General features: G+C 69.0%; 19 protein-coding genes and 1 riboswitch. Of the genes, 15 read left to right on the top strand and 4 right to left on the bottom strand.

Annotation, left to right across the window (positions count from 1 at the left end; genetic code table 11):
- The 4 genes from EIO58_RS03340 to gcvP all read left to right on the top strand — a co-directional run.
- A partial coding sequence (locus tag EIO58_RS03340; RefSeq protein ID WP_164861513.1) for a MarP family serine protease occupies positions 1–687 on the top strand: 687 nt, incomplete at its 5' end.
- 43 nt (positions 688–730) lie between these two features.
- A riboswitch (glycine riboswitch) is annotated at positions 731–827 on the top strand.
- A gap of 156 nt (positions 828–983) precedes the next feature.
- Positions 984–2,165 carry a glycine cleavage system aminomethyltransferase GcvT gene (locus EIO58_RS03335; protein WP_127818277.1) on the top strand — a complete coding sequence of 394 codons (1,182 nt, stop codon included), beginning with the start codon at positions 984–986 and terminating at the stop codon, positions 2,163–2,165.
- Complete coding sequence (gcvH, locus tag EIO58_RS03330) at positions 2,162–2,542, top strand: glycine cleavage system protein GcvH (RefSeq protein ID WP_127818276.1); 381 nt, start codon at positions 2,162–2,164, stop codon at positions 2,540–2,542. The genes EIO58_RS03335 and gcvH overlap by 4 nt, the downstream gene beginning before the upstream one ends.
- A complete protein-coding gene (gene gcvP / locus EIO58_RS03325) occupies positions 2,542–5,433 on the top strand; it encodes an aminomethyl-transferring glycine dehydrogenase (protein WP_127818275.1) in 2,892 nt (963 codons plus the stop codon). The genes gcvH and gcvP overlap by 1 nt, the downstream gene beginning before the upstream one ends.
- Positions 5,434–5,494: 61 nt before the next feature.
- On the opposite strand, the gene EIO58_RS03320 is transcribed toward gcvP, so the two are convergent.
- Positions 5,495–6,421 (bottom strand): hypothetical protein, encoded by a 927-nt coding sequence (locus EIO58_RS03320; protein WP_240658544.1) that lies wholly within the window; start codon positions 6,419–6,421, stop codon positions 5,495–5,497.
- Positions 6,422–6,731: 310 nt separating this feature from the next.
- Complete coding sequence (locus EIO58_RS03315) at positions 6,732–7,595, bottom strand: CPBP family intramembrane glutamic endopeptidase (RefSeq protein WP_127818273.1); 864 nt, start codon at positions 7,593–7,595, stop codon at positions 6,732–6,734.
- A 165-nt stretch (positions 7,596–7,760) separates the two neighbouring features.
- On the opposite strand from EIO58_RS03315, the gene EIO58_RS03310 reads away from it, so the two are divergent.
- The 3 genes from EIO58_RS03310 (at position 7,761) to EIO58_RS03300 (ending at position 12,489) form a co-directional block, all read left to right on the top strand.
- Positions 7,761–9,605: an ABC transporter family substrate-binding protein gene (locus tag EIO58_RS03310; protein ID WP_127818272.1), complete on the top strand. Its 1,845-nt coding sequence runs from the start codon at positions 7,761–7,763 to the stop codon at positions 9,603–9,605.
- A gap of 177 nt (positions 9,606–9,782) precedes the next feature.
- On the top strand, positions 9,783–11,300 hold the full coding sequence (locus EIO58_RS03305; RefSeq protein ID WP_127818271.1) for an ABC transporter permease: 1,518 nt from the start codon (positions 9,783–9,785) through the stop codon (positions 11,298–11,300).
- Position 11,301: 1 nt separating this feature from the next.
- On the top strand, positions 11,302–12,489 hold the full coding sequence (locus EIO58_RS03300; protein WP_127818270.1) for an ABC transporter permease: 1,188 nt from the start codon (positions 11,302–11,304) through the stop codon (positions 12,487–12,489).
- A 10-nt stretch (positions 12,490–12,499) separates the two neighbouring features.
- Here EIO58_RS03300 and EIO58_RS03295 read toward each other — a convergent pair whose 3' ends face one another.
- On the bottom strand, positions 12,500–13,108 hold the full coding sequence (locus tag EIO58_RS03295) for a PH domain-containing protein (protein ID WP_127818269.1): 609 nt from the start codon (positions 13,106–13,108) through the stop codon (positions 12,500–12,502).
- Positions 13,109–13,139: 31 nt separating this feature from the next.
- On the opposite strand from EIO58_RS03295, the gene EIO58_RS03290 reads away from it, so the two are divergent.
- The 8 genes from EIO58_RS03290 to EIO58_RS03255 all read left to right on the top strand — a co-directional run bounded on the left by EIO58_RS03290 (position 13,140) and on the right by EIO58_RS03255 (position 21,611).
- Positions 13,140–14,945, top strand: coding sequence for a dipeptide ABC transporter ATP-binding protein (locus EIO58_RS03290; protein ID WP_127818268.1), 1,806 nt, complete (start codon positions 13,140–13,142; stop codon positions 14,943–14,945).
- A 152-nt stretch (positions 14,946–15,097) separates the two neighbouring features.
- Positions 15,098–17,011 (top strand): translational GTPase TypA, encoded by a 1,914-nt coding sequence (typA, locus tag EIO58_RS03285; protein WP_127818267.1) that lies wholly within the window; start codon positions 15,098–15,100, stop codon positions 17,009–17,011.
- 96 nt (positions 17,012–17,107) lie between these two features.
- Positions 17,108–17,872: an AzlC family ABC transporter permease gene (locus EIO58_RS03280; protein ID WP_127818266.1), complete on the top strand. Its 765-nt coding sequence runs from the start codon at positions 17,108–17,110 to the stop codon at positions 17,870–17,872.
- Positions 17,869–18,183, top strand: a complete 315-nt coding sequence (locus tag EIO58_RS03275; RefSeq protein WP_127818265.1) for an AzlD domain-containing protein — start codon at positions 17,869–17,871, stop codon at positions 18,181–18,183. Before EIO58_RS03280 ends, EIO58_RS03275 begins: the two co-directional genes overlap by 4 nt.
- Before the next feature lie 67 nt (positions 18,184–18,250).
- Positions 18,251–18,619, top strand: a complete 369-nt coding sequence (locus EIO58_RS03270) for a DUF6113 family protein (RefSeq protein WP_127818264.1) — start codon at positions 18,251–18,253, stop codon at positions 18,617–18,619.
- A 64-nt stretch (positions 18,620–18,683) separates the two neighbouring features.
- A complete protein-coding gene (gene fdxA / locus EIO58_RS03265) occupies positions 18,684–19,004 on the top strand; it encodes a ferredoxin (protein WP_127818263.1) in 321 nt (106 codons plus the stop codon).
- Between the two features lie 2 nt (positions 19,005–19,006).
- Entirely contained in the window at positions 19,007–20,128 is a 1,122-nt protein-coding gene (dapC, locus tag EIO58_RS03260; protein ID WP_127818262.1) for a succinyldiaminopimelate transaminase, read from the top strand.
- A gap of 184 nt (positions 20,129–20,312) precedes the next feature.
- Positions 20,313–21,611 carry a citrate synthase gene (locus EIO58_RS03255; protein WP_127818261.1) on the top strand — a complete coding sequence of 433 codons (1,299 nt, stop codon included), beginning with the start codon at positions 20,313–20,315 and terminating at the stop codon, positions 21,609–21,611.
- 66 nt (positions 21,612–21,677) lie between these two features.
- Here EIO58_RS03255 and dapD read toward each other — a convergent pair whose 3' ends face one another.
- Positions 21,678–22,634, bottom strand: a complete 957-nt coding sequence (gene dapD, locus EIO58_RS03250; RefSeq protein ID WP_127818260.1) for a 2,3,4,5-tetrahydropyridine-2,6-dicarboxylate N-succinyltransferase — start codon at positions 22,632–22,634, stop codon at positions 21,678–21,680.
- Between the last annotated feature and the right edge of the window lie 475 nt (positions 22,635–23,109).

Raw genomic sequence — 23,109 nt, 5'->3', positions numbered from 1 at the left:
GACGGACTGCCGCGCCTGGGCGAGCTGCTCGGGCCCGCCGTCGTCGACCCCGCGCCGCCGGTCGCCCTGGACGATCCTGAGCTGGAGCGCGCCGCGGCATCCGTCGCCCGCATCTCGGGCACCGCCTACGCATGCGGGCGCGGCTCGACCGGCAGCGGATTCGTCATCGCGCCGGACCGCGTCGTGACCAACGCGCATGTCGTGGCCGGGGTCGACAGGCCGCTGGTCGAGCTTCCCGGCGTGGCCGCGCGCGAGGGGCGCATCGTGTACTTCGACCCGATCGACGATCTCGCCGTGATCGCCGTCGACGACCTGGGCGCCGCGCCTCTGCCGTTCACCTCCACTCTTGCCGCGGGTGCCGCCGCCGCGGTCCAGGGCTACCCGCACGGCGGGCCGTTCACGATGGTGACGGCCGGCGTGCAGTCGACCGGCACCGCGACGGTGCCCGACATCTACGGCGACTCGTGGAACCCCCGCGAGATCTACTCGCTCCAGGCGGAGGTGCGTCCCGGCAACTCGGGCGGTCCGCTGCTGACGGCGGACGGCGCTGTCGCCGGCGTCGTGTTCGCGCGGGCCGAGCACAACGCGACCGTCGGCTACGCGATGACGATGGCCGAGCTCACGCCGGTCGCCGCGCAGGCGCCGTCGCTGGGGGATCAGGTGTCGTCGGGTCGCTGCGTGGGATGACGGCCCGACCGGTATGCTTGCTGCCGCAAGTCAATACCGGCCAACGACCCGGGCGGGAGAGCCTCGGCAGAGACATCGCCGAGCACCGAAGGAGCAAGCCTCCCCGCCAATCTCTCAGGTACGCGTACCGTTCGGGTGTGGCCGACTCTGGAGAGTGATGCTCGCGCATCCGCCGAAGGAGAAAGCCGAGGCATCCGTCCCGGTGAAACTCTCAGGCTCATGACAGAGGGGGAGTTCACAGGCGCCGTCCGGCGTCTGCCCGCCCGCGACCGGGAGAACTCGTGCCAGACCAGAGCTTGTCGGAGCCCCGCACCACGGTGCTCCATGACCGCCACGCCGCGCTCGGCGCCTCGTTCACCGACTTCGGCGGCTGGCTGATGCCCGTCCGCTACAGCTCAGACCTCGCCGAGCACCACGCGGTGCGCACCGCGGCGGGCCTGTTCGACATCTCGCACATGGCGGAGTTCCTCGTGACCGGCGCGGATGCCGCGGCCTTCCTCGACTACGCCCTCGCGGGTCGCCTGTCGACGATGCGACAGGGCAAGGCGAAGTACTCCCTGGTCCTTGCGGAGTCGGGGGGCATCGTCGACGACGTCATCGTGTACCGGATCGCCGACGATCGCTTTCTGGTGATCGCGAACGCCGGAAACCGGGATGCCGTCGCCACGGCGCTCGCTGATCGTGTCTCCGGCTTCCACAGCCCGCGGTCGCTCGACGAGGTGCCGCCGGGTGACTTCGCGTTCGTGGCGGGAATGCCGCGGGCCACGGTGGAGGATGTGACCGACCACTTCGCGCTGATCGCCGTGCAGGGTCCGGTGTCGCGAGCCGTCATCGAGTCGACGACGTCCATCGCCGACGTCCAGCCGGCGCTCGCCGACCTCGGCTACTACGCGTGGGCGTCGGCGTCGTTCGACGGCGAGACGCTGCTCATCGCGCGAACCGGGTACACCGGCGAGGACGGGTTCGAGCTCCTGGTTCCCGACCGGGCCGCCGGCGCGCTGTGGGATGCGCTGCTCGCGGCCGGTCAGCCGCACGGGCTGGCGCCCGCCGGACTCGCCGCACGCGACACCCTGCGCCTCGAAGCGGGCATGCCGCTCTACGGCCACGAGCTGTCGCTCGACATCGTGCCCGACCAGGCCGGGCTCGCCCGGGTCGTGGCCGCCGACAAAGACGAGTTCGTCGGCAAGGCAGGGCTCGCCGCGGTCGTCGCCTCCGACGCTCCCGTGCTCGTCGGGCTGGTGAGCGAGGGCAAGCGGGCCGGACGCGCCGGCTACGCCGTGTTCGCCGACGCGGATGCCGCCACTGCGATCGGAGAGATCACCAGCGGCGCGCTCAGCCCGACGCTGGGGCATCCCATCGCCATGGCGTTCGTCTCGCCCACCGCGAGCGAAGCGGGCACCACCCTCTTCATCGACGTCCGCGGGACCCGCATCCCCGCCACCGTGACCGACCTGCCCTTCTACCGGAGGAACTCATGACCGATCTCGCCAGCCTCAAGTACACCGCCGAGCACGAATGGGTCGCCCTCGACGGCGACGTCGCCACCGTCGGCATCACCGACTACGCCGCGGAGAAGCTCGGCGACGTCGTCTTCGTCGAGCTCCCGTCCGCCGGGGCCGAGGTGACGGCGGCGACCGTGGTCGGCGAGATCGAGTCGACGAAGTCCGTCGGCGAGCTCTACGCTCCGCTCACGGGCGAGGTCGTCGAGGTCAACGACGCCGTTGTCGACGACCCGTCGCTGGTGAACTCCGACCCCTTCGGCGACGGCTGGCTCGTGAAGCTGCGCGTCGACGCATCGGCCGTCGCAGACCTGCTCGACCACGACGCATACGTCGCGCTCACGGGCGGCGCCTGATGACGGGGGGTTTCGCCGAGCGCCACATCGGAACGGATGCCGCGGCACAGCGCACGATGCTGGACGCTCTGGGCTACGACTCCGTCGACGCGCTCGTGCGCGCAGCGGTCCCGGCATCCATCCAGTCCCCGCCGAGGCCGACCACCGACATCCCGCCGTCGGCCACCGAGGCGGAGGCACTCGCCGAGCTGCGCGCGCTAGCCTCGCAGAACCGCGCCGCACGGCCGATGATCGGCCTCGGCTACTACGACACGCTGACGCCGTCGGTGATCGCCCGCAACGTGCTCGAGAACCCGTCGTGGTACACCGCGTACACGCCGTACCAGCCCGAGATCTCGCAGGGGCGCCTCGAGGCGCTCATCAACTTCCAGACGATGGTGACCGACCTCACCGGCCTCGCCACCGCGAACGCGTCGATGCTCGACGAGGCGACGGCGGTCGTCGAGGGGATGCTGGTGGCACGCCGCGCGTCGAAGGCGGCGTCGAACGTGTTCGTGGTCGACGCCGACGCGCTGCCGCAGACCAAGGCGCTGCTCAGGCACCGCGCGGCCGCCGTCGGCATCGAGCTGGCCGAGCTCGATCTCGCGCACGGCGCGACGCTGCCCGACGGGCTGTTCGGCGCGTTCGTCCAGTACCCGGGCGCGTCTGGACGAGTGTGGGATCCCTCCGATGTCGTCGACGCCGCTCATCTCGCGGGCGGACTCGTCGTCGTCGCCGCCGACCTCCTGGCGCTCACCCTGCTGCGCTCGCCCGGGTCGCTCGGCGCCGACGTCGCGGTGGGCACGACCCAGCGCTTCGGCGTGCCGCTGGGCTTCGGCGGTCCGCACGCCGGCTACATGGCCGTACGCCAGGGTCTCGAGCGGCAGCTGCCGGGGCGCCTCGTCGGGGTGTCGCAGGACGCCGCCGGCCACGCGGCCTACCGGCTCGCGCTGCAGACCCGCGAGCAGCACATCCGCCGCGAGAAGGCGACGTCCAACATCTGCACGTCACAGGTGCTCCTGGCCGTCATGGCGTCGATGTACGCGGTCTACCACGGTCCCGAGGGCCTCCGCGCGATCGCGACCGGCGCCGCACGGAAGGCCGAGGCGCTCGCCGCGCGGCTGCGCGCGTACGGGCTGTCGCTCGCCTCGGATTCGTTCTTCGACACGATCCGGGTGACCACGCCCGGTCCCTCCCAGCGCGTGATCGAGCGCGCGCGCTCGCTCGGCTACCAGCTGTTCCAGGTCGATGAGGCGACCGTCGGCGTGGCAGTCGACGAGACGACGACCGCCGAAGACCTCGCGGCCGTGGCATGGGCGTTCGGGCTGCCCGAGGGGGAGTTCCTCGGCGCCGGCGAGCAGGGCGAGCGCGTCATGCCCTTCGCGGATGCCGAGCCGCTCGCAGGCGTTCCCTCGGCGCTGCTGCGGGTCGAAGAATACCTCACGCACCCCGTCTTCAACACGCACCGGTCCGAGACCGCGATGATGCGCTACCTCAAGCAGCTCGCCGACCGCGACTACGCCCTCGATCGCGGCATGATCCCGCTCGGCTCATGCACGATGAAGCTCAACGCCGCGACCGAGATGGCTGCGGTGTCGTGGCCGGAGTTCTCGCGTGTGCACCCGTTCGCGCCCGAGGACGACGTGCGCGGCTACCTCGCGATGATCGAGCAGCTCGAGGTGTGGCTCGCCGAGGTCACCGGGTACGACGCGGTGTCGCTGCAGCCGAACGCCGGCTCGCAGGGGGAGCTCGCGGGCCTCATGGCGATCCGCGGCTACCACCGGGCGAACGGCGACGAGGGCCGCACGGTGTGCCTCATCCCGTCGTCGGCCCACGGCACGAATGCGGCCTCCGCGGTCCTCGCGGGAATGAAGGTGGTCGTCGTCGCGTGCGACGATCGCGGCAACGTCGACCTCGACGACCTGCGCGCCAAGATCGCGGCGCACGCGGAATCGCTGTCGGCGCTGATGATCACGTACCCCTCGACACACGGCGTGTACGAGCACGACGTGCTCGAGATCACGCAGGCCGTCCACGACGCGGGTGGCCAGGTGTACGTGGACGGCGCGAACCTCAACGCGCTCCTCGGGTTCGCGCGGTTCGGCGACCTCGGCGGCGACGTCTCGCACCTGAACCTGCACAAGACGTTCGCGATCCCGCACGGCGGCGGCGGACCGGGCGTGGGGCCGGTCGCGGCGAAGGCGCATCTCGTGCCCCATCTGCCGTCGCACCCGTTCTCGCAGCGCGCCGACCACGCCGGGGGAGTCTTCGACGGTGGGCCCATCTCGGCCGCGCCGCAGGGCTCGGCCGGAGTCCTGCCGATCTCGTGGGCATACGTGCGCATGATGGGCGCCGAGGGCCTGCGTGATGCGACCGCGGCCGCCGTGCTGTCCGCGAACTACATCGCGTTCCGCCTGCGCGACCACTACCCGGTGCTCTACACGGGCGAGGACGGCCTCGTCGCGCACGAGTGCATCCTCGATCTGCGGCCGCTGCGCGAGGCCACCGGCATCTCGGTCGACGACGTCGCCAAGCGCCTGATCGACTACGGCTTCCACGCACCGACGATGTCGTTCCCGGTGGCGGGCACGCTCATGGTCGAGCCGACGGAGTCCGAGGACCTCACCGAGATCGAGCGCTTCATCGAGGCGATGATCGCGATCAAGGCGGAGGCCGAGCGCGTCGCGGCCGGGGAGTGGCCGGCAGCCGACAACCCGCTCGCGAACGCCCCGCACACCGCCCAGGCCGTGGTCGCGGGCGAGTGGGCGCATCCGTACTCGCGCGAGGTCGCGGTGTATCCGGTGCCCTCCCTGGTGCGCACGAAGTACTGGCCGCCGGTCCGCCGCATCGACCAGGCCTACGGCGACCGCAACCTGGTGTGCGCGTGCCCGCCGATCGAGGCCTTCGCCTGACCGGCCCGCTCTGCCTCCGACCGCGAAAGTGCAGCTGACGGACGAGAGGTAGGTCGGTTCCCTACTCCTCGGCTGACAGCTGCTCTCTCGCCGATTCGGAGTGGGCGGCCAGGCGGTGCGGGGCCCGTGCGGAGAGGTTCCGCCTCACGGAGTGGAGCGGAGCCGGCTGTTCCGGGGCGATGGGGCGCAGCCCGGCTCCGAGGAGGATGTGCTGAAGGGGCGTGACCGATGTGGCGTCATCCCAACCCCAGTGCACGACCGCGGTCACATCCGCACGCCTGCGCAGACGGCGGTCACGGAGATGCTGGCGCCGGAGGACCGACGCTGCGTCGCCGAATCGACCGTCGTACTTCAGGTCGCCGTCCGCCTCACCGACGATCCCGAGCGAGCGCCAGAGTGCATCACCCCGATCCTCGGTGCCCGACTCCGACCGGAACACGACCTGCAGTTCGGGAGCGGGGAACCCGAGCCATTCGATGACGCAGAGGCCGACGGACTCGAGCGCCGTCTCCGCGCGAGCCGTGCTGCGAGTGAGTGCCCAGCGTGCGATGTTCCGACCCCGGCTGCTCGTTCGTGCCTCGTTGCCTGCGGCGAGGACGTCCCGGGTGAGCAGGGGATCGATGCGCAGCGCGGCGTCCGCGGCCGATCGACCGATCGCCGGATGGCGATGGCGCGCGAGGTCGATCGCGGTGTCCGCAGGAGAGGTGAGTGCGATTCCGCTCGATTCGATGATCGTCCTGTCATGACCGGCCCGGTGCGACCGAACGCCGGCGTCCAGGCGCGCCGTGCCCGACGTCTCGACGAGGACGTGGACGACGACCGGGTCTCCGAAGATCGGCATGCCGAGCAGTGCCGCTGCCGACTCGCAGCAGAACACCGCCCCCGGCAGCACGAGGGCCACGGCGTGGACCCGCGCCAGGTATCGATCCCATGGTGTGAGCGCCTTCCACAGCCGAGTGGACGCATAGACCCCATGGCGGACCTTCACGAGCACGCCTTTCGCGACTCCCCGTTCGGGATGTGGCGTATCCGTCCAACACATGAGTGGAATCGGACTCCGCCTGACAGTTGCGGACACGGCGATGAGCGGCATCCGTCCACCCTTCCGGTACGCCGTGCCGCCGATTCCCTCGGCCGCTCGATCTGTGGACCGCATCGCACCAGCACGCAGCTGTGGAGGAGTCCTGGCGTCAGACGCCGAGAGTGCGCCTGGCGGACGAGGGATAGTTGCGTTCCCTGCCTCTCGTCCGTCAGGTGCACTCTCGCGGTCGGCTGAAGCAGGGGGGCGGGTGGGTGCCTCAGTCCGGGGAGGTGGGCGTGGGGGTCGGCGACGGGGAAGGCGTGGGGAGCGGAGCGAAGACCTCCGGCCACAGCGCGGCCGCGAGCGGATAGCCCACGAACGCCACGACGTCCAGCAGCGTGTGCGCGATGACGAGTGGCATCACTCTTCCCCAGCGCTGGTAGCACCAGCCGAACACGACGCCCATCGCGACGTTGCCGACGATCGCGCCGAAGCCCTGGTACGCGTGGTACGCCCCGCGCAGCGCGGCGGTCGAGAGGATGACGGTCCACGTCCCCCAGCCGAGTCGCCGCAGCCGGTCGAACAGGTAGCCGATGAAGACGACCTCCTCGGTCAGCCCCGCCCGCAGCGCCGAGAGCACGAGGAGCGGCACCGTCCACCACGCGGCGTCGAGCGGCGATGCGACGACGGTGACCGTGACGCCCATCGCACGGCCGGCGGCGTAGAGCGCGAGGCCCGGGACGCCGATGATGGCGGCGAGCAGGATGCCGCGCCCGAGGTCGCCGCCGAAGCGGGAGAAGTCGAGTCCGATGCGACGGAACGCGCTGATGCCGGGCTCCCACAGCAGGTAGAGGACGAGAGCCACCAAGGAGAGGGCGAAGAAGACTGAGAGCAGCTGGTAGACGACATCCCACAGGGCCTGCGCATCGCGCGGCGGATTCACCTGCGTCTGCTGCGACCCCAACGGCACCGGTGCCAAGAGCCTGCGCACCAGCGACAGCACCGAATAGAGCGCGGACTGGCCGACCGAGACTGCCAGGACGATCCAGATCTCCCACGTGACGCGCCGCCTGCCACTGCGGTCGAGCGGCGGGACGATCGTGGGAACCCTCCGATCCGCGCGGGCGTCAGACACGGTCATCTTGTCAGATTGTCACACTTCGCTTCCCTTGAGTTAAGGCTCTGTAACGTTTTCTCGGATCGTTTTGACCATCTCACACCCGGTGCTTAGGGTTTTCCCATCCGCGCCCCCGTTCGGCCTTGGCCCGACGTGTGCGCACAACCCTGCACAGGAGGAACAGTGAGAATGAAGCGCATCTCGGCCGCGGTGGCGCTCACCGCGGCTGGCGCACTGGTGATCTCGGGTTGCGCCGCCGGTGGCGGCGACGACACGGGCGACGACTCGGGCCTTGTCGAAGGCTCGTCGATCACCGCAGCGTGGAACCAGGCGTTCTATTCGATGAACGGCAACACGTCGTTCGGCAACGCGACGGCCAACAACAACATCAACTACTTGGTGCTGGACGGCTTCAACTACTACAACAACACTCCCGAGCTGGTGGAGAACGAGTCGTTCGGCTCCTACGAGCTGGTCAGTGAAGACCCGCTGACGGTCACGTACACCATCAACGAGGGCATGAAGTGGTCGGACGGCACCGCGATCGACGCCGCCGACATGATGCTCTACTGGGCTGCCGAGTCACGTGCACTGGACACCCCCGACTTCGACCCCGACGAGTTCACCGACCCCGACACGGGTGAGTTCACCGACGCGTTCCCGACCGATGTCGTCTACTTCGACTCGGGCGCCACACCCACGTCTGGCCTCGGTCTCGTGACCCAGACGCCGGAGATCGGCGAGGACGGCCGCTCGGTCACCATCACGTACGACCAGCCGTTCGTCGACTGGGAGCTCACCTTCGTCACCATGGGCGAGATGCTCCCCGCGCATATCGTCGCCAAGAAAGCCCTTGGCATCGAGGACGGCGACGAGGCCAAGCAGGCTCTTCTCGACGCCATCGAGAACGACGACGCCGCCGCGCTCGCGCCGATCTCGCAGTTCTGGAACTCGGGCTTCAACTTCACGTCGATGCCCGACGACCCCGACCTCGTGGTCGCCAGCGGTCCGTACATGATCAGCGACTACGAAGCCGACCAGTTCGTGACCCTCACGGCGAACCCCGAGTACGCCGGCGACAACAGCGCCAACATCGAAGAGATCACGATCCGCTTCATCCCCGACCCGCTCGCTGCGGTGCAGGCGCTGGAGAACGGCGAGGTCGACATCATCCAGCCGCAGGCGACCGCCGACATCACCACGGCGCTCGAGGGCATCGACGGGATCACCGTCGACACCAGCCTCGGCGGCACCTACGAGCACGTCGACCTGCAGTTCGATCAGGGCAAGAACCCCGAGAACATCTTCTCGAACCCGCTCGTCCGCGAGGCGTTCATGAAGGTGATCCCGCGTCAGGAGATCGTCGACACGCTGATCAAGCCGATCATCGGCGACGACGCCATCCTCCGCGACTCGCAGCTGTTCGTGCCGGGCGCCGAGGGATACGACGAGGCGGCCGAGAGCAACACCTCAGCCGACTACGCCGAGGTCGACATCGAGGGCGCCAAGGCGCTGCTGGCCGAGTCGGGCATCACCGACACCTCGGTCTGCATCCTGTACGCGTCGAACAACCCGCGCCGCGTCAACGAGTTCGCGCTCATCCAGGCGTCGGCTGCTGAGGCCGGCTTCAACGTCACCGACTGCGGCTCGGAAGAGTGGGGCGGCCTGCTCGGCACGCCCGGCGCCTACGACGCCTCGCTGTTCGGCTGGCAGTCGACGAGCCTCGGCGTGACCAACTCGCTGCCGACGTTCGAGACCGGTGGTATCAACAACCTCAACTTCTACTCGAGCCCCGAGGTCGACGAGATCATCTCGCAGCTGAACGTCGAGTTCGACGAGCAGAAGAAGATCGACCTCCAGGTCGAGATGGACCGACTGCTGTGGGAGGACTTCTACGGCGTCACCATCTTCCAGTTCCCCGAGGTCACCGCCATCAGCGACCGCGTGACGAACGTCGACTCGTCGATCATCGCTCCCACCGTGTTCTGGAACGCGTGGGACTGGGAGGTCACCGACGCCGGCACTGAGGAGTAACAAGCCGACACGGTTCACGCCGAGCTGACGCTCGGCTCAGGACCGAGGTGGGGTGCAGGTCCCCGAGGGGGCCTGCACCCCACCGCGTTAGACTCCTCTCAGCGGTGGAGCACGGGTCCGGCCGTCTCGCCGGGCCCGCCTCCTGCGCTGTTTTATCGATTGGCAGGCGGCCACAACATGGCTTCATTCATCATCCGGCGGTTGATCGCGTCGATCTTCGTGCTCTTCGCCGCGACATTCCTGATGTATCTGCTCGTGTCCTTCTCGGGAGACCCCCTCGAAGACCTGCGGCAGGGCAACGCTCCGAACAAAGCCGAGCTCATCGAGGCTCGCACCAAGCTCCTCAACCTTGACGTCCCGCCCCCGCTGCGCTACTTCCTGTGGCTCGGCGGCCTGTTCCGCGGTGACCTCGGTGTCAGCATCCAGAACCAAGCGGTCAACGCGATGCTCGGGAACGCGATCACGTCGACGCTGACGCTGGTCACCACCGCCACGGTCGTGGCGATCGTCCTCGGCATCACCGTCGGAATCGTGTCGGCACTGCGTCAGTACACCGGCTTCGACTACGGCGTGACGCTGATGTCGTTCCTCTTCTTCTCACTGCCCATCTTCTGGGTCGCGGTGCTGCTGAAGCAGTACGGCGCGATCCAGCTGAACAACTGGCTGGGCGATCCGACGATCTCCGTTGCCGTGATCATCGGCATCTCGCTTTTGGCGGGTCTCATCTGGATGTCGCTGCTGGGCGGCAGATGGCGTCGCAGGCTCATCGTGTTCGGCGTCTCCGCCGTCGCGACCGGCGCGGTGCTCACCTACCTCTCAGTCACCGAGTGGTTCGCCGACCCCACCATCGGCATCGTGGTCTACGCGTTCTCGGCCCTCGGCATCGCCGTCGGCGTGACCGCGGTCTCGACGGGCCTGCGCAACCGCAAGGCGCTGTACGCCTCGCTCATCGTGGCGGCGATCGGCATCGCCCTGTACTTCCCGATGATGAACTCCATCCTCAACGGGATGACGCTGTGGTTCTTCCTGCTCCTCGCGCTGATCGCCGTCGTGGTGAGCGGTGCGATCGGCTGGTTCATGGGTGCACCCGACCGCGGGCCGGTCGTGCGCACCACCGCCATCGTGGGCTTCCTGGTCGCGGCGTTCATCGCGCTCGACAAGTACATGTCGTACTGGCAGGCGTACGCGAACTCCAGCCGGGTGCGCGGCCGGCCGATCGCGACCGTGGGCTCGTCGACGCCGGGTCTCGGCGGCAACTTCTGGGTGCAGGGCATCGACCTGTACACGCACCTCCTGCTGCCGACGGTCGCGATCATCCTGATCTCGTTCGCCAGCTATACCCGCTACTCGCGTGCCAGCCTGCTCGAGGTCATGAACCAGGACTACATCCGCACCGCACGCGCGAAAGGCCTGACGCAGCGCACGGTGATCGTCCGCCACGCGTTCCGCAACGCCCTCATCCCGATCACGACGATCATCGCGTTCGACGTGGGCGCCATCATCGGCGGCGCCGTCGTCACCGAGACCGTCTTCGGCTGGACCGGCATGGGGCGGCTCTTCGTCACCGCCCTGACTGCCCACGACCCGAACCCCGTCATGGCGTTCTTCGTCGTGACCGGCACGCTCGCGGTCCTGTTCAACCTCATCGCGGACCTCGTCTACGCGGCCCTCGACCCGAGAATCAAGGTGGGCTGACATGAACACCACAGTCGTCAACGAACCCGGCGAGCTCGAGACCGAGGCCACGGCCGAGATCTCGATCGAGCAGAAGGAGACGGAGGGCCTCAGTCAGGGCCAGATCGTCCGCCGGCGCTTCTTCCGCCACCGTGCGGCCCTCACCTCGATGATCGTGCTCGCGTTCATCGTCGTGCTCGCGTTCACCTCAGTGGGCGTCGATCTCTGGGGCGTCCGCATCCCGGGGTGGTGGCAGTACTCCTGGAACGAGATCCCCACCAAGGTCAACAACGGCGTGCCGACACTGAGCCTGTGGCCGCCGCAGTTCGGCGAGCACCCGTTCGGGCAGGACGAAGTCGGCCGCGACATCTTCGCGGTCGTGATGCGCGGCACGCAGCAGTCCATCATGGTGATGGTGATCGCCGGCGTGGTCGCGACCATCATCGGCGTGGTCATCGGCGCGGTCGCCGGCTACTACGGCAAGTGGACCGACTCGGTGCTCATGCGCTTCACCGACGTCATCATCACCATTCCGCTCATCGTGATCGGCGCGGTGCTGGGCAACATGTTCGGCAGCCTCGGCGCCGCGGTTCTCGGAATCGTCATCGGCCTGTTCGCCTGGACGACGATGGCACGACTCGTGCGCGGTGAGTTCCTCACCCTGCGGGAGCGTGAGTTCGTCGACGCCGCGCGGGTCTCGGGCGCCCGGGATCGCCGGATCATCTTCCGGCACATCCTCCCGAACGCCGTCGGCGTGATCGTCGTCAATGCGACGCTGCTGATGGCCGGTGCGATCCTGCTCGAGTCGTCGCTGAGCTTCCTCGGATTCGGCGTGCAATCGCCCGACACGTCGCTCGGAAAGATCATCTCCGAGAACCAGGCGGCGTTCTCGACGCGTCCGTGGCTGTTCTGGTGGCCCGGCATCTTCATCATCGCGATCGCGCTGTGCGTCAACTTCATCGGCGACGGCCTGCGCGACGCGTTCGACCCGCGTCAGAAGAAGATGCCGAGCGAGCGGGCCATGGCACGCGCCGGCCGCGCGAGCGGCCCGGTGGCGCCGATCCTCGACACGACCGAGCCTGCCGAGGCTCCGAGCGTCACGGTCGGGATGCAGACGGCCTACACCGGAGACGACATCGTCAACTTCAACGATCCGCGCCGTGAGGAGCCGGGCGACGTGCAGCACAAGCCGCTCGACCCGGAGCGATGACGTGGCGCTGCTAGATCAGCAGACCGATCGCGGTGGCCGCGGCGAGGGCCGCGACCACCGCGACGGTGGCCCAGTGCCACGTCACGGTCGCCGCTTCGGGATCGATGCCGCCGGCGAAGGCTCCGGCATCCCGCAGCCGCTCCCAGTGGCCGCGGATCAGCTGCGCGAGATTGCCGCTCGGAGTCGTGAGGGCATCCGCCGGACGAAGCTCGCCGACGCCCCCGCGCGCCGACGGGCCGACGCCGTCGAAGTCCTTCGGAGCGAGCCCGAGAGTGCGGTGGCGGCCGGGAGCAGGCGCCGCCCACACCGGCACGCGGCCGTGCGCGGTGCGCAGCGTCAGCGAGTAGCGCGTGTCGATCGCGACGATCGACGGCCACGGTACGAAGTGCGTGCGCAGCACGTTCTCGACCGTGATCCCGTGCTCCGCGACGGTGAGGCTCGGACGCCAGAACAGCGCCCAGGCCAGCACCGCGACCAGCAGCACCGGCCATACGAAGCGCCACGCCGAGGCCGGCTCCGACCAGAACAGCGCGATCACGCCGAGCGCGCACACCACGACGGTCACGACAGCGAGGGTGCGGCCGAGTACCGGCCGGTAACGGACCTCCTGGAACGACATGACCTCAAGCTTCGCAGATGGGACACCACGAATGACTGACACGACGGGCATCGACGCCGACATCGCGGCGTCGCGTGACGCCCTTCCCGAGACGATCCTCGAGGTGGACAACCTCGGGATCGAGTTCTGGGTCGAGGGCGAGTTCTACCCGGCCGCTATCGAGATGAAGTACCAGGTCCGCCGCGGCGAAGTGCTCGCGATCGTCGGCGAGTCGGGCTCGGGTAAGAGCACGAGCTCGATGGCGCTGCTCGGGCTGCTCCCCGAGAACTCGCGCGTCACCGGATCGATCAAGCTGCTCGGGCGCGAGCTGCGCGGTGTCGACGACGCCACGCTGCGGTCGCTGCGCGGCAACGAGATCGCGGTGATCTTCCAGGAGCCGATGACGGCGCTCAACCCGGTGTACACGATCGGCTTCCAGATCATGGAGGCGCTCCGCTCGCACGACCGCGATCTCGCGCCCTCCGAGGCGAAGGAGCGCGCGATCGAGCTGCTGCGGATGGTCGAGATGCCCAACCCGGAGCAGTCGTTCCTCAAGTACCCGCACCAGCTGTCGGGCGGCCAGCGGCAGCGCGCGATGATCGCGCAGTCGATCTCGTGCGACCCGCTGCTGCTCATCGCCGACGAGCCGACGACCGCGCTCGACGTGACGGTGCAGGCAGAGGTCCTCGACCTTCTGCGCAACCTGCACAAGCGGCTCGATTCGGCCATCATCCTGATCACGCACGACATGGGCGTGGTCGCCGACCTGGCGGACCGCATCATGGTGATGAAGAACGGCGTCGTCGTGGAGTCCGGCAGCGTGGAGAAGATCTTCCACGACCCGCAGCACCCGTACACACAGCAGCTGCTGGCGTCGGTGCCGCACCTCGGCCTGGGCGTCCTGGAGGACGTCGAGCCCGGGCCCGATGTGGTGGCGACCGAGACCTCGACGGTGCCGTCGGTGTCGTCGATCCGCGTGCGCGCGTCTGGGGCGGCCGAGGGCTCGATCGAAACCCGCACGCCCGTGCTCCACTTCGAGGACGTAGCGATCGACTACCCCAAGCGCGGGCGCATCCCGGCGTTCCGCGCGGCCGAGCACATCGACCTCGCCATCTACCCGGGCGAGATCGTCGGCCTCGTGGGTGAGTCGGGCTCGGGCAAGACGACGCTCGGCCGCGCGGCGATCGGTCTGCTGCCGATCGCCGGGGGCAAGCTGACAGCCGTCGGCACCGACATCTCGCATGCGTCGCAGAAAGAGCTGTTCGCAATCCGCCGCAAGACCGGCATCGTGTTCCAGGACCCGGCCTCGTCGCTGAACCCCCGCATGCCGATCGGGCAGTCGATCGGCGAGCCGATCCTGCTCGCCGAGGTGGCCAAGGGCAAGGACCTCGACCGCCGCGTCGAGGAGCTGCTCACCCAGGTCGAACTGCCGAGGTCGTACCGCAACCGGTTCCCGCACGAGCTCTCGGGCGGTCAGCGCCAGCGCGTCGGCATCGCGCGCGCGCTCGCGCTCGCGCCTGAGCTGCTGGTCGCCGACGAGCCGACGTCGGCGCTGGATGTCTCGGTCCAGGCACGATTCCTCGATCTGCTGCAAGAGCTCCAGCAGCAGCTGCAGTTCGCGTGCCTGTTCATCAGCCACGACCTCGCGGTCGTCGACATCCTCGCGCACCGCATCGCGGTGATGCACCACGGCAAGCTCGTCGAGACGGGCACGCGTGACGACATCCTGCGCGGCGCCACCGACCCGTACACGCAGCGCTTGATCGCGGCCGTCCCGGTGCCCAACCCCGAGGAGCAGCGCGTGCGTCGTGAGGCGCGCGCCGCGCTCTTGCAGCGCACCGGCTCCACGGTGAGCTGACGAGCGAAGTCGCCACTCGCGCACAGCGAAGACACGTGCCGCCCCGGCCTCGTCCCGGGCGGCACGTGCCGTTCGGGGGAGTGCTCAGACTGTCCCGGTAGACTGACGGATGCCGGCATCCCGGCGCTTCCCCGTACTCCAAGGATTCCCTCATGGCGCGCGCCCTCCGTCCGGACCTCCGCAACGTCGCGATCGTCGCCCACGTCGACCACGGCAAGACGACCCTCGTGGACGCCATGCTCCGCCAGACCGGCTCGTTCGGCGAGCACGCGCACGTCGAGGAGCGCGCGATGGACTCGAACGACCTCGAGCGCGAGAAGGGCATCACGATCCTCGCCAAGAACACGGCGATCACCTACAACGGCGCCCACACCGACGTGCCGGTCACGATCAACGTGATCGACACTCCCGGCCACGCCGACTTCGGCGGCGAGGTCGAACGCGGCCTGTCGATGGTCGACGGCGTCGTGCTGCTGGTCGATGCGAGTGAGGGCCCGCTCCCGCAGACGCGCTTCGTGCTGCGCAAGGCGCTCGAGGCGAAGCTGCCCGTGATCCTGCTCGTCAACAAGACCGATCGTCCCGACGCGCGCATCGCCGAGGTCGAAGAAGAGGCGCACGACCTGCTGCTCGGGCTCGCGTCCGACCTGCACGAGGACGTGCCCGACCTGGACGTCGACGCACTGCTGGACGTACCCGTGGTGTATGCGAGCGGACGTGCGGGTGCGGCATCCCGCACCCGTCCCGCCAACGGCGACCTGCCCGACAACGGCGATCTCGAGCCGCTGTTCGAGGCGATCCTCCAGCATGTGCCCGCCCCGTCGTACGACGACGAGGCGCCGCTGCAGGCGTGGGTGACGAACCTCGACTCGAGCCCCTTCCTTGGGCGCCTTGCGCTGCTGCGCGTCTTCAACGGCACGTTGCGCAAGGGCCAGACGGTCGCTTGGGTGCGCCACGACGGCACCACGAGCAACGCCCGCATCACGGAGCTCCTGAAGACCCGCGCGCTCGAGCGGTACCCGGCCGATTCGGCTGGCCCGGGCGACATCGTCGCCATCGCCGGCTTCGACGACATCACGATCGGCGAGACGATCGCCGATCCCGACGATGTCCGGCCGCTGCCGCAGATCCACGTCGACGACCCCGCGATCTCGATGACGATCGGCACCAACACCAGCCCGCTGGTGGGCAAGGTCAAGGGCCACAAGCTGACCGCTCGCATGGTGAAGGACCGCCTGGACCGTGAGCTCGTGGGCAACGTCTCGCTCAAGGTCGTCGACATCGGCCGCCCGGACGCGTGGGAGGTGCAGGGCCGCGGTGAGCTGGCGCTGGCGATCCTCGTCGAGAACATGCGCCGCGAGGGTTTCGAGCTGACCGTCGGAAAGCCCCAGGTCGTCACGCGCAAGGGCGAGGACGGCAAGGTCAAAGAGCCCTTCGAGCACCTCACGATCGACGCGCCCGAGGAGTACCTCGGCGCCATCACGCAGCTCATGGCGGCGCGCAAGGGCCGCATGGACAACATGACCAACCACGGCACCGGCTGGGTGCGCATGGAGTTCATCGTCCCCTCGCGCGGCCTCATCGGCTTCCGCACCGAGTTCCTGTCCACCACGCGCGGCACCGGCATCGCCAACGCGATCTCGCACGGCTACGACGACTGGGCCGGCCACATCGTGACGCGTCAGAACGGCTCCATCGTCGCCGACCGCGCCGGTGTCGTCACACCGTTCGCGATCATCGCGCTGCAGGAGCGAATGTCGTTCTTCGTACAGCCGACGCAGGAGGTGTACGAGGGCATGGTGATCGGCGAGAACTCGCGCGCCGACGACATGGACGTGAACATCACCAAGGAGAAGAAGCTCACCAACATGCGCTCTTCGACCGCGGACTCGTTCGAGTCGATGACGCCGCCGCGTCAGCTCTCGCTCGAAGAGAGCCTGGAATTCGCCCGCGACGACGAGTGCGTCGAGGTGACGCCGGAGATCGTGCGCATCCGCAAGGTGGTGCTGAACGCGACCGAAAGGGGTCGTGCGACCGCGCGTTTGAAGCGCCAGGATGCCAACGCCTGACCTTTCGCCCGTGGAACCGGATCACCCCGTGCCGCCGGGCCACCGGTCGCCCTGGGGGCCGGCCCCGACGTCGGTGGTGCTGGTTAGCATGACGAGGTGAGCACCGAACCCGACTTCGACGACGCGCACAGCGCCGGCGAGGCGAAGGGGGCCGTGCGCGAGGGGCTCGGGGTGGCGCTGGCGACGAGCGCTTACGGCATTTCGTTCGGCGCCCTGGCGGTCGCCTCGGGCCTCGACGTATGGCAGGCGTGCGTCCTCAGCCTGGTGATGTTCACGGGCGGGTCGCAGTTCGCCTTCGTCGGCATCGTCGGCGCCGGGGGGCTGGCGGCGGCTCCCTCGGCCATCGCGTCCGCCGCTCTGCTGGGCGTGCGCAACGTCGCGTACGGCATCAGGATGTCGCCCGTCATCGGCGCGGGGTTCTGGCGGCGGGCAGCGGCGGCGCAGTTCACGATCGACGAGTCGACCGCGGTGTCGCTCGCCCAGACGAGTCAGCGCGCCCGCACCCTCGGCTTCTGGGTCACCGGGATCGGCATCTACGTCGGCTGGAACCTCTCGACTCTCGCGGGCGCGCTGCTGGGCGACGTCCTCGGCGATCCGCGCGCGTACGGTCTGGACGCCGCCGCGGCGGCCGCATTCCTCGCACTGCTGTGGCCGCGGCTGCGCGCACGACAGCCCATCGTCGTCGGGGTCGCCGCAGCAGTCATCGCGACCGTCCTCACCCCGGTGCTGATGCCGGGCCTCCCGGTCATCGTCGCCGCCGTCGTCGCGATCGTCGTCGGCTGGACGAATTGGCTCGGATCGCCCGCCGAGAACGACTCCGCCGAGCCCACCGACGTGGCCGAGCGAGGGGGACTGCCATGACGATGTGGACGGCCGTGCTCATAGCCGCTATCGTCTGCGTCGCCCTCAAGACGGTGGGTTATCTCATCCCGCCGAAGTGGGTCGAGGCGCCGCGTCCGCTGCGCATGGCAGATCTGCTCACCGTGGCGCTGCTCGCGGCCCTCGTCGCGGTGCAGACGCTGGGCGACGGCCAGGCGATCATGGTCGACGCACGGGTTCCCGCCATCCTGGTCGCGGCGGGGCTCCTGCTGATGCGGGCTCCGTTCCTGGTCGTGGTGGCCGCCGCGGCTCTCGTCGCGGCGCTGCTCCGGCTGTGGGGCTGGGCGGCCTGATCGCCGTGCGTTTCCACGCGGAGGCCGCCGCATGCGGGCGGACTGGGCCTCCGCGTAGAGTCGTGGGGTGTCCGCATCCGTTCCCGCCCGCATCGCCACCTGGCTCGTCGCGCTGCTCGTCGGGCTCGTGTATGGGGCGGCCGGCACGATCGCGCACGGTTATGCGCTGGGCTGGTTCCCCGTCGGTTTGATCCTCGCGGTGACCGGCTGCGGTGCCCTCCTGCTCGCCGTGCGGCTGCTGACGTCAGATCGCTGGTCGACCCTCGCGACGGGCCTCGGCATGATCGTCGCCACGCTGGTGTTCTCGGGGAGCGGCCCCGGCGGCTCCGTCGTCGTGCCGCAGACCGGCATGGCCGTCACCTGGACCTTCGCCGTGCCGATCCTGGTCGCACTGGCGGTCGCCTGGCCGGACCGCGTCCTCCGCACCGCGCGCTGACGGATGCCGCGGCAGTCGGCGCCCAGCGGCCGAAGAGCCGTCCTGCCCGAACTAGACTGGCACCGTGACGTACGTGATCGCCCTTCCCTGCGTGGACGTGAAGGACCGCGCCTGCATCGACGAGTGCCCGGTGGACTGCATCTACGAGGGTGAGCGGTCGCTGTACATCCACCCGGACGAGTGCGTCGACTGCGGCGCGTGCGAGCCGGTCTGCCCCGTCGAGGCGATCTACTACGAAGACGACCTGCCCGACGAATGGTCGGACTACTACAAGGCGAACGTCGAGTTCTTCGACGACGTCGGCTCTCCCGGCGGTGCCGCCAAGGTGGGTGTGATCCACAAGGACCACCCGATCATCGCCGCGCTCCCGCCCCAGGAACACTGACCGTGGGGGTCGCCGACCTCGCCGACTACCCCTGGGACGCGGTCGCGGCCTACGCGGCGCGAGCCCGCTCCCACCCCGACGGCATCGTCGACCTCTCGATCGGGTCTCCTGTCGATGCCACCCCCGACGTCGTGGCTGATGCGCTCCGCGCGGCGACCGATGCCCACGCGTACCCGCAGACCGTCGGCACCCCCGCGCTGCGGACGGCCATCGCGCACTGGTACGCGCGCCGCCGCGGCGTGCCAGGCCTCGGTGCCGAGCACGTGCTGCCCACCGTCGGCTCCAAGGAGCTCGTCGCGCTGCTCCCGCTGCTGCTCGGGCTCGGCCCGGGCGACGTCGTCGTCCACCCCCGGGCCGCCTATCCCACGTACGAGGTGGGTGCTCGGCTGGTGGGCGCGACGCCGATCGCGGAGGACGATCCGGCCCACTGGCCGGCCGCGACGCGGCTGGCATGGGTGAACTCGCCCGGCAACCCCGACGGCCGCGTTCTCGACGTCCCGGCGCTGCGCGCCGCCGTTTCGCGCTCTCGCGAGCTCGGCGCGGTCCTCGCGTCGGACGAGTGCTACGCCGAGCTCGGGTGGGAGGCTCCGTGGGACGCCGATCCCATCCCGTCGGCGCTCGACCCGCGTGTGACCGGCGACGACGTGCGCGGCATCCTGTCGGTCTACTCGCTCAGCAAGCAGTCGAACCTCGCGGGCTATCGGGCGGCGTTCCTCGCAGGCGATCCCGACGTCGTGGCCCGCCTGCTCACCGCCCGCAAGCACCTGGGACTCATGCTGCCGCTGCCGGTTCAGTCGGCGATGGCCGCGGCGCTCGCCGACGACGCGCACGTCGCCGAGCAGAAGGTGCGCTACCGCCGGAGGCGCGACGTGCTCAAGCCGGCGGTTGAGACTGCGGGGTTCCGCGTGGACGCCAGCGAGGCGGGGCTCTATCTGTGGGTGACCGAGGGTCGCGACGCGTGGGAGAGCCTCGGACGGCTGGCCGACCTCGGCATCCTCGCCGGACCCGGGCACTTCTACGGAACGCACTTCCCGCATCACGTGCGTCTGTCGCTCACGGCGACAGACGAGCGCATCGCCGCGGCGGCGGTGAGGCTGCGGGCGGCTTCTTCCGGCGCGACCTGAGGGTTCCTCTATCGGATGCCTCGTCCCTTTGGCCGTGTCCGCAGTAGGCGCGGCGGCGCACTAGGCTGTAAAACGCGGCGACGCGGCATCCCCCGTCCCGCTCCTCGCTCCGAAGCGACCGCCGTCGCGGCGTCGCCGAGCGGGACGACACCCCCGGCACGACCAGAAATCGCGAGGAGGCGCCGTGAGCGACGCGGGCACCCAGCAGGAGAAGGCCACCCTCACGATCGGTGACAAGACCGCCGAGTTCCCGCTGCTGCGGGGCACCGATGGAGCGCCGAGCGTGGACATCTCCACCTTCACCCGTCAGACGGGCTACACCGCGCTCGACTACGGCTTCGTGAACACCGCGGCGACCAAGTCGGAGATCACCTACATCGACGGCGACCAGGGGATCCTCCGCTACCGCGGATACCCGATCGAGCAGCTGGCGAAGAACAGCACGTACCTCGAGGTCGCGTGGCTCCTCATCTACGGCGAGCTGCCGACCGCCGATGAGCTCGCAGCGTTCGACGAGCGCATCCGTCACCACACGCTCCTGCATGAGGACCTGAAGCGGTTCTTCTCGGCGCTGCCGCACACCGCGCACCCGATGTCGGTGCTGTCGTCGGCCGTATCGGCGCTGTCGACCTACTACGAGCGAGAGTCCGACCCGAACAACCCCGACCACGTCGAGCTCAACACCATCCGAATGCTCGCGAAGCTGCCCGTGATCGCCGCCTACGCGCACAAGAAGAGCATCGGACAGGCGTTCCTCTACCCCGACAACTCGCTCGGATTCGTCGACAACTTCCTCAAGCTCAACTTCGGCGTCCTGAGCGAGCCGTACGAGGTCGACCCGGTCATGTCGCGCGCCCTCGAGCGCCTGCTGATCCTGCACGAAGACCACGAGCAGAACGCGTCGACCTCGACGGTGCGGCTCGTCGGCTCGACAGGCGCGAACCAGTTCTCGTCGATCTCGGCCGGCATCAATGCGCTCTACGGACCGCTGCACGGCGGGGCCAACGAGGCGGTCCTCGACATGCTCGGGCGCATCCGCCAATCCGGTGAGAGCGTGGAGCGCTTCGTCGAGCGGGTCAAGAACAAGGAGGACGGCGTCAAGCTCATGGGCTTTGGGCACCGGGTGTACAAGAACTACGACCCGCGCGCGAAGCTCGTGAAGGAGTCCGCCGACGAGGTGCTCGAGGCCCTCGGCATCAGCGACCCGCTGCTCGACCTCGCCAAGCAGCTCGAAGAGATCGCGCTGAACGACGACTACTTCCAGGAGCGCCGCCTCTACCCGAACGTCGATTTCTACACCGGCGTGATCTACAAGGCGATGGGCTTCCCCACGCGCATGTTCACCGTTCTCTTCGCCATCGGGCGTCTGCCCGGCTGGCTGGCGCAGTGGCGTGAGGCGGCAAGCGACGCGCAGACGAAGATCGGTCGTCCGCAGCAGCTGTACGTCGGCGCCGGCGAGCGGAACTACCCGGGCGTGGCCTGATCCTACGACCGCTCCACGTGCGAGAAGGCCCGGATCGATCGATCCGGGCCTTCTCGCGTGACGGTGTCAGGCGTGCAGCGCCTCGTTCAGGGTCACGCCGACGCCGTTGCGTTCCACGACCTCGACGGCGCCCGACAGCGAGTTGCGGCGGAACAGCAGACCGTTGCGCCCCGAGAGCTCTGCTGCCTTCACGGTCGGTCTCGAGCCGTCCGCGAGCGGCGGGTCGTCGGCGAGGACCACCTTGGATCCCGCGGTCACGTAGAGCCCCGCTTCGACGATGCAGTCGTCGCCGAGCGAGATCCCGATGCCTGCGTTCGCGCCGAGCAGTGTGCGGGCGCCGACCGACACCGTGTGCGCGCCGCCGCCCGAGAGAGTGCCCATGATCGAGGCGCCTCCTCCGATGTCGCTGCCGTCGCCGATGACGACGCCCTGCGAGATTCGGCCTTCGACCATGCTCTGCCCGAGCGTGCCGGCGTTGAAGTTCACGAACCCCTCGTGCATCACGGTGGTGCCGGGGGAGAGGTAGGCGCCCAGACGCACACGCGAGGCATCCGCGATCCGGACCCCCGGCGGCGTCACGTAGTCGACGAGGCGCGGGAACTTGTCGAGCCCCTGCACCTGGATGCCGTCGTGGGCGAGGAACGGACGCAGACGCGTGAGCGCGTCCGGATGCATGGGACCAGCGTTGGTCCACGCGACGATGGGCAGGTGGCCGAAGATGCCGTCGAGGTTGAGCTCGTTCGGCCGGACCAGCCGGTGCGACAGTGCGTGCAGGCGGAGGTACGCGTCGGATGTCGAGACCGGTGGTGCGTCGAGGTCGATCTCGACCGCGACGACTTCCACGCTCACCGCGCGCCGGGGATCGGCGACGGCGAGGCGGTCGAGCTCGTCCGGCGGCAGCTGCGGGTCGAAGCCGAGCGGGATGCGCCCTGCCTCGGGGGTGGGGAACCAGGAGTCCAGCACCGTTCCGTCATCGGCGAGCGTCGCGAGCCCGACGCCCCATACCCATCGTTCTTCGGTCATGACATCCACGCTAGCGCCGTCCGGCCCCGCGTGTTTCTGCGGGTGGTCGGTGCGACACGCCCGGGATGCGGGCTGGATTGGCCCGATCCGGGGATCCGACGTAAAGTATTACTCGTTCGCCCCACAGGGGAGCGGAGAGGCTGAGGCCCCGCACCCCTCAAGTTGGAGAACGAACCCCAGCCACTGATCCGGATGACGGATCGCCGCGCGAGCGGAGCGGTTGGGGACCTCGCCCCGGTGAGGCGCCGTCGATTTGACGGAGCATCTGTGGGTGGGGTATGGTTGTGAGGTTGCCCTGCTGGGCTGGCTGCTGTGTTTGGTGGTTGGTTGGTGGGTGCGTCTGGTCTTTGAGAACTCAACAGCGTGCACTTGTCATATGCCAATTTTGTCTCTGCTGACCATTTGTTTGGTTGGTGGGGGTCTTTTTGGATCAATTCAATGGATGTCAGTTTGATATTCGTTTTTTGGTCAGGTT

Source organism: Microbacterium sp. CPCC 204701 (assembly GCF_004010105.1).
Lineage (GTDB): Bacteria > Actinomycetota > Actinomycetes > Actinomycetales > Microbacteriaceae > Microbacterium.
The sequence above is the reverse complement of the archived record's forward strand: the minus strand, read 5'-3'. Positions and strand labels throughout refer to the sequence as shown.